We start from the raw sequence: 14,289 nt of genomic DNA, 5'->3' as shown, positions 1-14,289 counted from the left end.
CGCCGAAATTGCATTCCGGCAGCGCCCTACTCGGACTCTGGCTGCTGGAACGCAATTTCGGCGCGGAATCAGGCGGCGTCGGCTAGTCGCGGAGTCACCCCGGCCTCACGGGCGCCGGTGCCCGGATCGGACACCGCGGCATCCTGACTCCGGTATCGCGCCAGGTAGCGCTCGGCGGTACGCCGGTCGATGTCACCGCGGATCGGGTCCAGGCCCAGAACAACGGGGTCGGTCGGGTCTGCCGCCGCGATCTGACGCGCGCGAAGCATGAAGCAGCCCGCCGCCAGCGCGTAGCTCACGAGCATTGCCACGCCCAGGATCACCGCCAGGTTGCTCCCGAAGGCGAGGGCCGCGGTGAACGAGCCCAGGCTGATGAATCCGACCAGGGTCAGGATGTAGCCGATGACCGGCAGCGGGGCCTTGTTGAACGATGTGCGCATGACGCCAACCTTCCTATAGCACGCTACGCGTAGCGTAGCGCTACTGAGAGTGTAGCGTCTCGGGCGAGGTTCCGCATATGCGGCGGCAGCAGCACAGGAGGCGCCAGATGGCAGCGCAGAGCACCGACGAGGTCGGCGCACGGATACTCGACGCCGCCCTGGAGCTGCTCCGGGCGCGCGGTCCCCGGGCGGTCACGATGCAGGCCATCGTCGACGCCACGGGCATCGCGAAGACCACCATCTACCGGCGCCATCAGAACCGGCGAATGCTACTCACCGCCGCGCTCGAGACGCTGGGGGAGCGCCCGTCGGCGCCTCCGGAATCCGGTCGGGCCGAGCGGCTGCAGTGGGTCATCACCCAGTCGGTCGACGTCATCGCCGCCGGCATCGGCGCAGGCGGTTTCGCCGCGCTGCTCACCGACGAGGACCCGGAATTCAGCGAGGCGTTCCGCGCGATCCTGGTGGCCTATCGGCGGCAGGCGATCGATGCGCTGGCGATCGGCGACCGCGTCGGGGACACGCTCGTCGACATCATCGTCGGCAGCTATGTCGCAGAGTTGGCCCGCACCGGTTCGATCGACGATGGGTGGGCCGCCAGGATCGCGGCCGTGCTCGACGGCGTCCTCGACGCCGCGGCCAACGACTAACCCGCCTTGCGGGCCAGCATGCGCTCGCCCTGCACCCATGACAGGAACTCCTCGACCGCCTGCGCGGTGTAGTGCGCCCGCGGCGATCCGTAGTAGAAGTCGAAGGCGTGCTGCGCGTGCGGGATCTCGGCATACACCACAGGCGATGTCGACACGTTCCGCAGTGCCTCGGCGAACGCCCGGCCCTCCGGGACGGGAATGATCGAATCGTCGCGACCGTGCAGGATGAAGAACGGCGGCGCGTCGGCCCGCAGCCGGTAACGCGGTGACGCGTCGACGTAGAGCTGCCGGTTTCCCGAAATCGGCTTCTTGACAACGAATTCCTGCAGGAAAGCGATGAACTCCCTGCGGCCGCTGCCGCGTCCGGACACCCAGTCGTAGCGGCCGTAGATCGGCACCGCTGCTGCCACGGAGGTGTCGGCATCCTCGAAGCCCGGCTGGAACTGCGGATCGTCGGCGGTCAACGCGGCCAGCGCGGACAGGTGCCCACCCGCCGAGCCGCCGGTGATCGCGACGAAGTCCGGATCACCGCCGTACTCGGCGATGTGCTCCTTGATCCACGCCAGCGCCCGCTTGACGTCGACGATGTGATCCGGCCAGGTGTTGCGCGGACTGACCCGGTAATCGATCGACACGCAGATCCAGCCGTGGTCGGCGAGGTGGCTCAGCAGCGGATACGCCTGCGGACGACGCATCCCGATCGCCCACGCGCCACCCGGAACCTGCAGCAGCACAGGCGCTTTGCCGTCACGCGGCAGGTCGGCACGGCGCCAGATGTCGGCCCTGTTCACCCGCAGCGGGCCGTACTGCACGACGCTCTCGACGTAGCGGCGGCGGACCAGGTCTGGTGGGAAGACCCCGACGCGCCGCCGCCTGCTCGACTTCGCGGCCTCGGCGATCCGCTGGTAGTTCTCGCCGAGCGCCTCACGCAGCGGGTCCTCGAAGTACGGCTGTGCGGCCACGTTGCGCCGGTGGATCAGATACAGCAGCGCCCAGGCGGCCGCGGTGAGCAGCAGCGCGATCCGGCCGCGGGCGCCGCGGAAGTCACCACGAACACCGCGCCGGATCGCGTCGAGCATCGAACCCGCCATGTAGAGCGGGGACACCTCCGAGGTCGGCCAGCCGAATGCGAAGACCGGGATGGTGAGGTAGCCGTCGCGGGCCAGCGGGCGAAGGCCGTTGGCGGCGTTGAGGAGTTCTGCGACGGCCCGCAGCAGCGGACGGCGCTTAGGCATGGTCAGGCATTGTCGAGTCGGTCCTGGAGGTCCTTGCGGGAGATCTTGCCGGTGACACCACGCGGCAGCTCATCGAGAATCGTGATCTCCCTTGGCACCTTGTAGTTCGCGAGGTTGTCGCGGACATGCTGCTTGAGTGTCTCGGGAGTAGCCGCGGCGTCTGCGGTCAAAACCACGAACGCCTCAAGGCGTTGGCCGAACTTCTCGTCGTCGACGCCGAGCACCGTGGCCTCGGCCACGTCCGGGTGGGCGGCCAGTGTCTTCTCCACCTCGATCGGGTACACGTTCTCTCCCCCGGAGACGATCATCTCGTCGTCGCGGCCGACCACGAAGAGCCGTCCGGCTTCGTCGAAGTATCCGACGTCACCGGAGGACATGAACCCCTCGTGGAAGTCTTTCGTCTTGCCCGTGGTGTAGCCGTCGAACTGTGTCGAGTTGCGCACGTAGATGCCGCCGACCTCGCCTGTGGGCACCTCGTTGAAATCTGCGTCGAGGATCCGGATCTCGGTGCCCTCGGCCGGCCTGCCCGCGGTGTCCGGCGCGGCCCGCAGGTCACGCGGTGTCGCGGTGGCGATCATGCCGGCCTCAGTGGCGTTGTAGTTGTTGTAGATGACGTCGCCGAACCGGTCCATGAACTTGATGACCACGTCGGGGCGCATCCGCGAACCCGACGCCGCCGCGAAGCGCAGCGAGCGCCCGCTGTATTTGTCGAGCACCTCGTCGGGCAGGTCCATGATCCGGTCGAACATCACCGGAACCACACACAGCCCGGTGGCGCGGTACTTGTCGACGAGCTCGAGGGTCGCCTCCGGGTCGAACCTGCGGCGGGTGACGATCGTGCACGACATCGACGCGGCGAACGCCAACTGGGAGAACCCCCAGGCGTGGAACATCGGTGCGACGATCACCACCGGTTGCTCGGCGCGCCACGGGGTGCGGTCCAGGATCGCCTTGAGCACGCTCGGGTCGCCACCGGAATGGCTGGCGCCCTTGGGTGTTCCGGTGGTGCCGGACGTCAGCAGGATGACCCGGCTCTTCTCCGGCGCACGCACGGGTTCCTGTCCGCCGTGCTCGGCGATCATGCCCTCGACCGTGAGCCGGTCACCCGGAGTGTCGGTCCAGGCGACGATGCGGGTGGTGTCGGGCCGGCCGGCCAGTGCCCGGTCGACGGTGTCGGTGAACTCCTCGTCGTAGACCACCGCGACGGACCGGCCCTCACCCTCGCGCTCCATCACCTCCGCGAGTGCCGGGCCGGCGAACGAGGTGTTGAGCAGCAGCACGTCGGCACCGATGCGGTTGGCCGCAATCAGCGCGTCGACGAATCCGCGGTGGTTGCGCGCCATCAGCGCGATGACCTCCGGCTGACCACCGGGAAGCGCCTGCAATGCCGCGGCGAACGCGTCGGCGCGCTGGTCGATCTGGCGCCACGTCAGGATTCCGAGTTCGTCGATCAGGCCGGCGCGGTCGGGACAGCGCTGCGCGGCTGCGGCGAATCCTGAGGTGATCGCCATGTTCTCGCGCTGCATCGCACCCGCGATGCGCAGGTACTTGTCCGGCCGCATCGGCGCGATGACGCCGGCGCGCACCATCGTCGAGAGCAGGCCCAGTGTCTTGGTGACCGGGTCGGTGATACCCATGCGTTCAGCCCAGCACCGGAAGTCGGCGCTCCTGAGCCAGTTCGTCGAGAGCGCGCTGCATCACCCGCCGCACGTGGGCGTCGACCTCGTCGATGTCGGGGTCCTCGCCGAACTCGGCGACGATGTCGATGGGCGGCAGCGCCTTCATCGTGATCTTGGCGGGCAGTGGCACGTTCAGCGGCAGCACGACCGACAGCCCGAACGGGAAGCCGAACGACACCGGCAGGATCTTGGTGCGAAACGCCCGCGCCACCGGACCCAGCGCCTTGGCGAGCTCCGTCCCGCGGGACAGGAACAGCTGGCTCTCCTGGCCGCCGATGGCCACCGTCGGCACGATCGGGACGCCCGCATTGATCGCCGCCTTCACGTAGCCGGTGCGGCCACCGAAGTCGATCTTGTTTGCCGCCAGCGTCGGCCGGTAGACGTCGTAATCGCCGCCGGGGAAGACCACGACGACGCCGCCGGAGCGCAGCGCCTCGTCGGCGTTGCGGTGGTTGGCCGGAATGAAACCGGTCTTCTTGAAGAAGGCGCCCGTCGGGCCGACCATCAACATGTCGTGGCTGAGCGTGTACACGGGCCGGTCGTAGCCGAACTTCTCGTAGAAGCCGCTGGCGAAGATCGGGACGTCCATGGGGAAGAGCCCGCCGGAGTGATTCGCCACCACCAGCGCACCACCGTTGGGGAAGTCTTCGAGGCCGCGCACCTCGGCGCGGTGCCAGCCCTTCAGGAAGGGTTTGAGCAGGCCCATCACCCGCTCGGTGAGGACGGGATCCCACTTGGTGATCTCGGACGTGTCGATGTCGGTCGCGCTCACGGCGGCCCCCTTGACTGGCTCAGCTGACTACAGCGTCGGACTGTAACGTGTTCTAGTTTTGCTAGCCTACCCGCTGCTCACAGGCATCGACACCGCGTTATGAGCAGCATCACGTGTCCGAAGAATCCAGTACCGGCGGGGCCGTCGTCAAGGCCGGTCACCCGATCGCAACGTTGATCTTGATTGTCGGCCTTGCTCAGGCGGGCGCCGCCGACAGCTGCGCCTTGACGTTGCGGGTCAGTTCGTCGGCGAGAATCTCGGGCTGCCCGGCGAAGAGACCGTCGAGCGCGAGTTCGGCCACCACCGCGGGGTCGGTCTTCTGGTCGGCCGGGATGTAGCTGACCATGTCGGTGTCCATGAAGCCGACATGCAGCGCCGCCACGTGAATCCCGCGGGGCGCTAGTTCCGCACGCAACGCATCGGTCATCGCCCAGCCGGCGGCCTTGGCCGCCGAGTACGCGCCGCTGGTCGGTGGATGCAACCACGACAGGACCGACAGCACGTTGAGGATGGCGCCGCCCCCGTTGCGTTCGATGACGGGCACGAACGCACGGGTGACGGCGAGAGTGCCGAAGTAGTGCGTGTCCATCTCGAGCCGGATGTCCTCGAGGGTGCCGTCGAGCAGCCCCGCCCGCGTCGAGACGCCGGCGTTGTTGATGACGACGGTGACGTCGGTGGCCTGTTCGGCGGCCCGGCGCACCGATTCGGGATCGGTGATGTCGAGTTGGATCGGCACGACGCCGGGAATGTCGATGGTCTCGGGCCGCCGTGCGGCCGCGTAGACCTTGGCGCCGCGGGCCACCAGCGCCTCGGCGAAACGTCGGCCCAGGCCGCGGTTGGCCCCGGTGACCAGGGCGGTGGTGTGTTCGGTGTCGGTCATGATGGCGTCAACGCGACAGGCCGGCGGCGCAATCCCGCGGCGACGCGAAATTGCAGCTGGCAGGTAGTCCCAAACGCCCGACGGATCCGGACCGGCCGCTGTAGGTTCGAACCACTGTGGCGGAACCCGGTCGGGGGATTCCGCCATAGTGCTTTCGGGGGCCTGCGGTCAGAAGCCGGAATTGACCTGAACCGCCGTTGAGGTCGCACCATGGCGGACATGTCCACCCTGCTCGACGCGTACTTCACCCGAATCGGCCTCACCATGCCGGTCGAGTCCACCCTCGACGCCCTGCGTGACATCGTCGCCGGGCACAACCGCAGCATTCCGTTCGAAAACCTGGACCCGGTCACCGGCATCCCGGTCGTGGACCTCTCGGCGGAAGCGTTGGCGGACAAGCTCCTCGGACGTCGGCGCGGCGGGTACTGCTACGAGCAGAACGGGCTGCTCGGCTACGTGCTCGACGACCTCGGTTTCGGGGTGCAGCGCCTCGTCGGACGCGTCATCTGGATGCAGGACGACGACACGCTGCCCGCACAGACTCACCAGGTGCTGTCGGTGACACTGCCCGACGGCGACGGCCCGTACCTCGTCGACGTCGGATTCGGTGGTCAGACGTTGAGTTCTCCGATCCGTCTCGCACCCGGCCCGGTGCAGCAGACCCGGCACGAGCCCTACCGGTTGCTCGACCATCCGGAAGGGTTCGAGCTGCAGGCCCGGGTCGGCGGTGTCTGGGAGTCGCTCTATCTGCTCGACCCGATCCCGCGGCCTCGCATCGACCTGGAGGTCGGCAGCTGGTACGTGTCCACGTATCCGGAGTCGGTGTTCGTCCGGGGGCTGACCGCAGCGTTGGTCACCGACGACGCGCGATGGAACCTGCGCGGCCGCCGCCTCGCGGTGCACCGGGCCGGCGGTTCCGAGAAGACGCGGCTGGGCAGTGCGGCCGATGTGCTCGAGGTGCTGGAAGGGCGGTTCGGCATCAACCTGGCCGACCTCGGCGACCGCGCCGAACTCGAGGCGCGCGTCGGGCGGGTCCTCGACAGCTGAAGTGCAGCAGGAATTGTCATGTTCCTGACGGTGGCGACCGACGATACTCGGACACCGTGACCGACGATCCCTCGCCCGAGCACGCGGCTCTGCCGGACCCTTCTGCTCTTCGCGCAAGCGCTCATCCGGACCCCTCTGCTCTTCGCGCAAGCGCTCATCGCCGCGACCGGCTCCGCGAACTGCTGGACGCCGTAACCGATTCGGCCAACGCCGATGTGGGGGACATGGCGCGCAGCAGTTACGCCTCCGAATTCCACTTCTCGCGCGAGGTGCGCCGGCTGACCGGCGAGTCGCCCGCCGCTCTGCGCCGCCGCGTCATGCTGGAGCGCGCCGCCTGGCGCCTGCAACGGGGCGAGGCGGTGTCCGCGGTCGCCGCCGACGAGGGCTGGTCGTCGGCGGAGGTGTTCTCCCGGGCGTTCCGGCGCATGTACGGGCTGCCGCCGTCACAGGCCTCCGACGTCCACTTCCGGCTGCCCGCCCCCAACGGCCTGCACTTCCATCCGCCGCAATCACTCTGGCTGGACAGTGATCCCGGTGACCGCACTCCTCCCGGCATGCACACACCCGACATCGCGCAGCTCATGATCGACCACGACATCGCCGACACGTCGCACCTTCTCGGGCAGGCTGCGCTGCTGAGCCCCCAGCAGTGGGTTGCCGAGGTCGCGCCCGGGCAGACGGTGCTGGAATGGGACGGGCCCGAACCCAGTGTCGGTGCGGTGCTCGGCGCGATCGTGTGGACCAAACAGGTGTGGCTTGCGACGATCGCCGGCGACGACTTCCCATCCCGCGCCTGCACGCAACCGGAGTTCGTCGACGCCGCAACATTGGCGGCCCACCACGATGACGTCGGGAATCGTTGGCGCGCAATGGTGTCCGAGTACGCGGTGGCGGGACGGCTCGGCGACACCGTGATCGACGCGCTCTGTGATCCGCCGGAGTCCTTCCAGCTCTACGGCATCGTCGCGCACGTGCTCACCTACTCGGCGCACCGCCGGGGGCTCACCCGGTCCATGCTGGCGGGCCACGGCGTGACGACCCGTCTCGGGGACCCGTTGGATTGGATGAGAGGAAACTAGATGTCCACCGTGTACTACACCGCCTCGAGCCTCGACGGCTACATCGTCGACGAGAACAAGAGCCTGGACTGGCTGATCTCGCGTGAGATCGCCGCCGACGGGCCGTTCGCGATCGACCCGTTCATGGAAACGGTGGGCTCGCTGGTGATGGGCGCCGACACCTACGAATGGATTTTGGAGAACCATCCGGGCGAATGGATGTATCCGCAGCCGACGTGGGTGCTCACCCACCGGCCGGGAATCATCGCCGACGGCCACGACGTCCGGACGTTCGCGGGGGACGTCGCCGACCTGCATCCGGTGCTCGAGGACGCGGCGGCGGGCCGGAACGTGTGGTTGGTGGGCGGTGGCGACGTCGCCGCCCAGTTCGTCGCCGCGGGACTGGTGGACGAGATGATCGTCTCCTACGCCCCGTGCACGCTGGGCGCCGGATCCCGGGTGCTCCCGATGCGGTCGGAATGGGCTCTGGTCTCCTCGGCCGTCAACGCGGATTTCGTGTGTGCCCATTGGCGCCGCGCCTGACGCGACCGTCGTAGGGTGAGCGAACCGGCATGATTCTGAAGGGGTCCCCATGGGTCACTACAAGAGCAACGTTCGCGACCTGGAGTTCAACCTCTTCGAGGTGCTCGCGTTGGAGAAGGTGCTGGCCACCGGAGAGTTCGGCGATCTCGACGGCCCTTCGGTGCGCGAGATGCTCCACGAGGCCGCCAAGCTGGCCGAGGGTCCCCTCGCGGAGGCCTACGCCGAGACGGACCGCAACCCGCCGTCCTTCGATCCGGCCACCCACGTGGTGAGCATCCCCGAGCCGTTCAAGAAGTCGTTCCGGGCCTGGCTGGACGGGGAGTGGTTCCGGGTCGGGATGGCCGAGGAGATCGGGGGTGTGCCCGCGCCGTCGATGCTGGAATGGGCGATCAACGAGCTCGCGCTCGGCGCCCAGCCCGCGGCGTTCATGTACGCGGCAGGCCCGAAGATGGCCGACATCATCAACGCCATCGGCAACGAGGAGCAGCGCCACTGGGCCGCGCTGATGATCGAGCGGAACTGGGGAGCGACGATGGTGCTCACCGAACCCGACGCCGGCTCCGACGTCGGCGCCGGCCGCACCAAAGCCGTCCAGCAGCCCGACGGCACCTGGCACATCGACGGCGTCAAGCGCTTCATCACCAACGGCGACGCCGACGACCTGTTCGAGAACATCCTGCACGTCGTGCTGGCCCGGCCGGAGGGGGCCGGACCGGGAACGAAGGGACTGAGCCTGTTCCTGGTCCCGAAGTTCCACTTCGACCCGCAGACCGGTGAGCCCGGCGAGCGTAACGGGGTGTTCGTCACCGGCCTCGAGCACAAGATGGGCCTGAAGGCGTCGGCGACGTGTGAGCTCACCTTCGGTCAGCACGGCGTCCCGGCGGTCGGGTGGCTGGTCAACGACACCCACAACGGCATCGCCCAGATGTTCAAGGTGATCGAGTACGCCCGGATGATGGTGGGCACCAAGGCGATGTCCACCCTGTCGACCGGCTACCTGAACGCGCTGGAGTACGCGAAGACGCGGGTGCAGGGTGCGGACATGACGCAGATGACCGACAAGTCCGCTCCGCGCGTCACGATCATCCACCACCCCGACGTGCGTCGCGCGCTGCTCATCCAGAAGGCCTATGCCGAGGGGTTGCGCGCGCTCTACCTCTACACCGCCGCGCACCAGGACCCGGCGGCCGCGGACATCGTGTCCGGTGCCGACGCCGCGATGGCCGACCGCGTCAACGACCTGCTGCTGCCGATCGTCAAGGGGGTCGGCTCCGAGCGCGCCTACCAGTGTCTGACCGAGTCGCTGCAGACGTTCGGTGGCTCAGGATTCCTGCAGGACTACCCGATCGAGCAGTACATCCGCGACGCGAAGATCGACTCCCTGTACGAGGGCACCACCGCGATCCAGGCGCAGGACTTCTTCTTCCGCAAGATCGCCAGGGACCAGGGCGGCGCTCTGCTGCACGTGGTGTCCCAGTTGCGACGGTTCCTCGACGATCTTTCGGCCCGTGAGGAATTGGCGACCGAGCGGGCGCTGCTGGGCACCGCCGTCGACGACGTCCAGGAGATGGTCGCCGCGATGACGAAGTACCTCGTCGACTCCCAGCAGAACTCGCGCGAGCTCTACCGGCTGGGGCTGGAGTCGGTGCCGTTCCTGCTGGCAGTCGGGGACCTGCTGCTCGGCTGGCTGCTGCTGCAGCAGGCCGAGACGGCGCTGACGGCGCTGGAGGGTGACGTCAGCGAACGTGACCGTGCCTTCTACACCGGCAAGGTGGCCACCGCGAAGTTCTTCGCGCGCAACGTGTTGCCGCGCCTGACCGCCCAGCGCGGCATCCTGCAGGCGGTGGATCTGACCGCGATGGAGCTGTCCGAAGCGGGGTTCTGAGCGGCGGCGGTGAGTTTCGGTCGCGGTGTCGGTCTGTACCGGCATGAGCGATGACGAGAAGCAGGTCAGGGAAACCATCGAGCGCTGGGTCGATGCGATAAGCGCATGCGACCTGGACGGTGTCGTCGCGGCGCACACCGACGATGTGGTGCTGTTCGACGTCCCGCCACCCCACGACGGGATCCGCGGGATCGCGGGCTATCGCGACAGCTGGCCGGACTTCTTCGAATTCATCAGGAACGGAGCGGTTTTACAGCTGCTCGAGCTCGACGTCACCGCTGGGGATGACGTCGCATTCGCCCGAGGCTTGCTACGGTGCGGCACACCCGAGGACATCGCCGCCAATCCCGAGAACCGGTTACGCACCACGATCGGACTGCGCAAGGTCGACGGTCGCTGGATGATCGCGCACGAGCACCACTCGTTCCCGATGACCGGCTGAGCCGACAAGACAAAACTCGCACGCCCACAGCGGTGAGCGTGCGAGTTTGTGTCTCCCCGCAAGGGGGGCGGTCCTTTGTCGCGCTAGGTGGCCGGGGTGTAGCCGAACGGCAGCAGGATGCTCTTGGGCTCGCAGTAGGCCTCGATGCCCTCCCACCCGTTCTCGCGGCCGATGCCGGAGTTCTTGAAGCCGCCGAACGGCGCACACGGGTCGAACGCGTACATGTTCACCGCGTAGGTGCCGGTGCGGATGCGTCGCGCGATCTTGAGCGCCCGGTCGTTGTCGGTGGTGTACACCGACCCGGCCAGGCCGTACACCGAGTCGTTGGCGATGCGTACGGCGTCGTCCTCGTCCTCGTAGGGGATCACCGCGAGCACCGGGCCGAAGATCTCCTCCTGCGCGATGGTCATCGAGTTGTCGACGTCGGCGAACACCGTCGGCTGCACGTACCAGCCGCTGTCCAGGCCCTCGGGGCGGCCACCACCGGTGACGACGCGGGCGCCCTCCTCGATGCCCTTCTTGATGTAGCCCTCCACGCGGTCGCGCTGCTTCTCGCTGATCAGCGGGCCGATCATCGCGGCGGGGTTGTCGGGCAGGCCCGGCGCCATGCCGGCCGCCGCCGCCGCCAACTTCTCGACGACCTCGTCGTAACGCGAGCGCGGCGCCAGGATGCGGGTCTGGCCGACGCACGCCTGGCCGGAGTTCATCAGGCCCGAGAACACCAGCATCGGCAGCGTGGAATCCAGGTCGGCGTCCTCGAGGATGATGGCCGCGGACTTGCCGCCGAGCTCCAGCGTGCACGGCTTGAGCTTGTCGGCCGCGATCTTGGCGATCTCCTTGCCGACGCCGGAGGACCCGGTGAACGTGTACTTGTCCAGATTGGGGTTGGCCGTCAGTGCCTGACCGGTCTCCGGGCCGCCGGGCACGACCGACAGCACGCCCTCGGGCAGGCCGGCCTCGACGAACATCTCCGCCATCGCGAACACCGACAGCGGCGTCTCCGCGGCGGGCTTGAGGACGACGGTGCAGCCGGCCAGCAGCGCGGGGCCGAGCTTGTTGGCGGCGAGGAAGAACGGCACGTTCCACGCGGTGACGGCACCGACGACGCCGACGGGCTCGCGCACCACCAGCGTCTGGCCGTAGACACCGTCACGGATGTCCTGCCAGGTGAACTTGTCCGCGGCCCCGGCGTAGAACTGGAACGACGACATCGCGGCGCCGTACTGCATCATGTCGACGATCGTCGGCGGCTGCCCGGTCTCGGCGGCCAGCAGGAACTTCAGCTCGTCGGCGCGCTCCTCCATGATCTTGACGGCGCGGCCCAGGATCTCGCCGCGCTCTGCGGGCGACATGTGCGGCCACGGCCCGTTGTCGAACGCCTCGCGGGCGGCCGCGCAGGCGGCGTCGACGTCGGCGGCCGACGCCAGCGGCACCTTTCCGACCAGCTCGCCGGTGGCCGGAGAGTGCACCTCGATCACGTCCGAGGTGGCAGGCTCGACCCACTTGCCGCCGATGAACAGCTTGTCCCATTCGGTCCTGAACGTCGTGCTCTGTGTCATAGGCGTCACACTACCGATCGAGAAGCGAAACGAGAACCTGTTGCAAGACAGCCGTCAACACGGCCGCAACACCAGCACCAGATTGCTCACCAGGAATTCCCGCAGGCCCGGCACCTTGGTCAGGCCCCACGCCCATCGCGGGTGGTAGCGGGGAAATGCGGCGAGCAGCGCGCCCGTGCCCTGCGCCCAGCGCAGCCCGTCGCGCGCATGCACAGCGAACAACGACGAGCCGTAGTCGTTCTTGGGCCGGTGGCCGTGTCTGCGGGTGTACATCTCGGCCGCGCGGCGACCGCCGAGGTAGTGCGTCAGCCCCATCTCGTGGCCGCCGAACGGCCCCAGCCACACGGTGTAGGACAGCACCGCCAGCCCGCCGGGACGGGTGACGCGCAGCATCTCGTCGCCGAGTCGCCACGGCTGCGCGACGTGCTCGGCGACGTTCGACGACAGGCAGACGTCGACGCTGTCGTCGGCGAACGGCAGCGCGGTCCCCGACGCCCGCACGAAGGTCCCGGCCCGCTCATGGGTGCGCGGCGCGGCCGCATGCATCTCCCGGGGATCGGGTTCGACGCCGATGTAGTTCACGCCGGCGGCGGTGAACGCCGATGCGAAGTAGCCGGGCCCGCCGCCGACGTCGAGCAGCGTCAGGCCGGCCTGCGATTCCCCGGTGGCGGATTCCCACAGGTCACCGACCATCGCGACGGTGTCGTCGGCCAGCGCACCGTAGAAGCGGTCGGGCGCGCTCTGCTCGAACCGGAACGCCGTCAGCAGCCGCACCGACCGCGCCAGCGTCGCCCGGTCGGAGAAGCGGTCGGTGGCGGGCACCCGGTCACCCTACTGATCGTCCGGTTAGGCTGACACGGATGTCTGACCTGCCCCTCCGCTCGGTGTTGCTGCTCTGCTGGCGCGACACCGGCCACCCTCAGGGCGGCGGCAGCGAAACCTATCTGCAGCGGATCGGCACGCAGCTGGCCGAATCCGGGACCAGGGTCACGCTGCGCACCGCGCGCTACCCCGGCGCCGCGCGCCGGGAGATCGTCGACGGTGTGCAGATCCAGCGCAGAGGCGGCCCCTACACGGTGTATGTGTGGGCGGGGCTGGCGATGGCCGCCGCCAGAATCGGTCTGGGACCGATGCGCCGCATCCGGCCCGACATCGTGGTGGACACCCAGAACGGCCTGCCGTTCCTGTCCCGGCTGGTGCACGGGCGGCGCACGGTGGTGCTGGTCCATCACTGCCACCGCGAGCAGTGGCCGGTCGCCGGACCGGTGATGAGCCGGATCGGGTGGTTCGTCGAATCCCGGCTGTCCCCCCGTCTGCACCGGCGCAACCAGTACGTCACGGTGTCGCTGCCGTCGGCCCGCGACCTCGCGTTGCTGGGCGTGCAGCCGGAGCGCATCGCGGTGGTGCGCAACGGCGTGGACGCCGCACCCGAGCCGACGCTGGCCGTACCGCGTTCGGAGTCACCGCGCGTCGTGGTGCTGTCGCGGCTGGTGCCGCACAAGCAGATCGAGGACGCGCTCGACGCCGTGGCGCGGCTGCGCACCCGGATCCCCGATGTGCACCTGGACGTGCTGGGCGACGGTTGGTGGGCGCAGCGCCTGGTCGACCACGCGGCACGGCTCGGGATCTCGGATGCCGTCACGTTCCACGGCCACGTCGACGATGCCACCAAGCACGCTGTGCTGCAACGTGGTTGGGTTCACGTGCTGCCGTCACGCAAGGAGGGATGGGGACTTTCGGTGGTCGAGGCTGCCCAGCACGGGGTGCCGACCATCGGCTACCGGTCCTCCGGCGGTCTGACCGATTCGGTCATCGACGGCGTCACCGGGATGCTGGTCGACGACTTCGACGAACTGGTGGACAGCCTGGAACGGGTGCTGACCGACGACGTTCTGCGCGAGCAGCTGGGCGCCAAGGCTCAGGTGCGCAGCGGCGACTTCTCGTGGAAGCAGAGTGCGGACGCGATGCGCGCGGTGCTGACCGCGGTGCGCGCGGGCCGCGCGTCCAGCGGCGTCATCTGAGGCTCCCGCGCTTCGCAGGGTTGCCGGGCGATCGGTTTCAGCCACCCAGCGCCTTACGTCGCCGTAAGGTTTGTGGACGCG

General features: G+C 68.5%; 14 protein-coding genes. 7 read left to right on the top strand and 7 right to left on the bottom strand.

Annotated elements, in window-relative coordinates:
- Window positions 1–68: 68 nt before the first annotated feature.
- Window positions 69–440: a hypothetical protein gene (locus BN976_RS05110; RefSeq protein ID WP_011777552.1), complete on the bottom strand. Its 372-nt coding sequence runs from the start codon at window positions 438–440 to the stop codon at window positions 69–71.
- Between the two features lie 107 nt (window positions 441–547).
- Here BN976_RS05110 and BN976_RS05105 point away from each other — a divergent pair, with 107 nt between their 5' ends.
- A complete protein-coding gene (locus BN976_RS05105) occupies window positions 548–1,087 on the top strand; it encodes a TetR/AcrR family transcriptional regulator (RefSeq protein ID WP_036368472.1) in 540 nt (179 codons plus the stop codon).
- Here the strand turns inward: BN976_RS05105 and BN976_RS05100 are convergent.
- The 4 genes from BN976_RS05100 to BN976_RS05085 all read right to left on the bottom strand — a co-directional run bounded on the left by BN976_RS05100 (window position 1,084) and on the right by BN976_RS05085 (window position 5,653).
- The gene (locus tag BN976_RS05100; protein WP_011777554.1) at window positions 1,084–2,322 is read right to left on the bottom strand and encodes an alpha/beta hydrolase; all 1,239 of its coding nucleotides are present in this window, start codon (window positions 2,320–2,322) and stop codon (window positions 1,084–1,086) included. The genes BN976_RS05105 and BN976_RS05100 overlap by 4 nt on opposite strands.
- Window positions 2,323–2,324: 2 nt before the next feature.
- Window positions 2,325–3,959: an acyl-CoA ligase FadD12 gene (gene fadD12 / locus BN976_RS05095; protein ID WP_011777555.1), complete on the bottom strand. Its 1,635-nt coding sequence runs from the start codon at window positions 3,957–3,959 to the stop codon at window positions 2,325–2,327.
- Between the two features lie 4 nt (window positions 3,960–3,963).
- A complete protein-coding gene (locus tag BN976_RS05090) occupies window positions 3,964–4,773 on the bottom strand; it encodes a 1-acyl-sn-glycerol-3-phosphate acyltransferase (RefSeq protein ID WP_011777556.1) in 810 nt (269 codons plus the stop codon).
- Between the two features lie 196 nt (window positions 4,774–4,969).
- Window positions 4,970–5,653: an SDR family oxidoreductase gene (locus BN976_RS05085; RefSeq protein ID WP_011777557.1), complete on the bottom strand. Its 684-nt coding sequence runs from the start codon at window positions 5,651–5,653 to the stop codon at window positions 4,970–4,972.
- Window positions 5,654–5,872: 219 nt separating this feature from the next.
- Between BN976_RS05085 and BN976_RS05080 the strand changes: the two genes are divergently transcribed.
- From BN976_RS05080 to BN976_RS05060, 5 genes are all read left to right on the top strand, one after another.
- The gene (locus BN976_RS05080; RefSeq protein WP_084182234.1) at window positions 5,873–6,700 is read left to right on the top strand and encodes an arylamine N-acetyltransferase family protein; all 828 of its coding nucleotides are present in this window, start codon (window positions 5,873–5,875) and stop codon (window positions 6,698–6,700) included.
- 179 nt (window positions 6,701–6,879) lie between these two features.
- Complete coding sequence (locus tag BN976_RS05075; protein ID WP_036369255.1) at window positions 6,880–7,779, top strand: helix-turn-helix domain-containing protein; 900 nt, start codon at window positions 6,880–6,882, stop codon at window positions 7,777–7,779.
- Entirely contained in the window at window positions 7,780–8,301 is a 522-nt protein-coding gene (locus BN976_RS05070) for a dihydrofolate reductase family protein (protein ID WP_036368465.1), read from the top strand. It abuts the gene before it with no gap.
- 49 nt (window positions 8,302–8,350) lie between these two features.
- On the top strand, window positions 8,351–10,186 hold the full coding sequence (locus BN976_RS05065) for an acyl-CoA dehydrogenase (RefSeq protein WP_036368462.1): 1,836 nt from the start codon (window positions 8,351–8,353) through the stop codon (window positions 10,184–10,186).
- Between the two features lie 43 nt (window positions 10,187–10,229).
- A complete protein-coding gene (locus BN976_RS05060) occupies window positions 10,230–10,628 on the top strand; it encodes a YybH family protein (protein ID WP_036368458.1) in 399 nt (132 codons plus the stop codon).
- Between the two features lie 83 nt (window positions 10,629–10,711).
- On the opposite strand, the gene BN976_RS05055 is transcribed toward BN976_RS05060, so the two are convergent.
- The gene (locus tag BN976_RS05055) at window positions 10,712–12,187 is read right to left on the bottom strand and encodes an aldehyde dehydrogenase (protein WP_036368456.1); all 1,476 of its coding nucleotides are present in this window, start codon (window positions 12,185–12,187) and stop codon (window positions 10,712–10,714) included.
- A gap of 54 nt (window positions 12,188–12,241) precedes the next feature.
- Entirely contained in the window at window positions 12,242–13,009 is a 768-nt protein-coding gene (locus BN976_RS05050; RefSeq protein ID WP_036368453.1) for a class I SAM-dependent methyltransferase, read from the bottom strand.
- Window positions 13,010–13,047: 38 nt separating this feature from the next.
- Between BN976_RS05050 and BN976_RS05045 the strand changes: the two genes are divergently transcribed.
- The gene (locus BN976_RS05045; protein WP_036368451.1) at window positions 13,048–14,208 is read left to right on the top strand and encodes a glycosyltransferase family 4 protein; all 1,161 of its coding nucleotides are present in this window, start codon (window positions 13,048–13,050) and stop codon (window positions 14,206–14,208) included.
- Window positions 14,209–14,289 lie beyond the last annotated feature (81 nt).

It is taken from the genome of Mycolicibacterium austroafricanum (genome assembly GCF_000612725.1).
GTDB lineage: Bacteria > Actinomycetota > Actinomycetes > Mycobacteriales > Mycobacteriaceae > Mycobacterium > Mycobacterium austroafricanum.
Note: the sequence above shows the minus strand (reverse complement) of the source record. Positions and strands in the feature narration are given on the sequence as shown.

Bases quoted from the DNA above. Each gene is read 5' to 3' on its own strand.
- BN976_RS05110 (WP_011777552.1), bottom strand. From the start codon at position 440: ATGCGCACATCGTTCAACAAGGCCCCGCTGCCGGTCATCGGCTACATC.
- BN976_RS05105 (WP_036368472.1), top strand. From the start codon at position 548: ATGGCAGCGCAGAGCACCGACGAGGTCGGCGCACGGATACTCGACGCC.
- BN976_RS05100 (WP_011777554.1), bottom strand. From the start codon at position 2,322: ATGCCTAAGCGCCGTCCGCTGCTGCGGGCCGTCGCAGAACTCCTCAAC.
- fadD12 (WP_011777555.1), bottom strand. From the start codon at position 3,959: ATGGGTATCACCGACCCGGTCACCAAGACACTGGGCCTGCTCTCGACG.
- BN976_RS05085 (WP_011777557.1), bottom strand. From the start codon at position 5,653: ATGACCGACACCGAACACACCACCGCCCTGGTCACCGGGGCCAACCGC.
- BN976_RS05080 (WP_084182234.1), top strand. From the start codon at position 5,873: ATGTCCACCCTGCTCGACGCGTACTTCACCCGAATCGGCCTCACCATG.
- BN976_RS05070 (WP_036368465.1), top strand. From the start codon at position 7,780: ATGTCCACCGTGTACTACACCGCCTCGAGCCTCGACGGCTACATCGTC.
- BN976_RS05065 (WP_036368462.1), top strand. From the start codon at position 8,351: ATGGGTCACTACAAGAGCAACGTTCGCGACCTGGAGTTCAACCTCTTC.
- BN976_RS05060 (WP_036368458.1), top strand. From the start codon at position 10,230: ATGAGCGATGACGAGAAGCAGGTCAGGGAAACCATCGAGCGCTGGGTC.
- BN976_RS05055 (WP_036368456.1), bottom strand. From the start codon at position 12,187: ATGACACAGAGCACGACGTTCAGGACCGAATGGGACAAGCTGTTCATC.
- BN976_RS05045 (WP_036368451.1), top strand. From the start codon at position 13,048: ATGTCTGACCTGCCCCTCCGCTCGGTGTTGCTGCTCTGCTGGCGCGAC.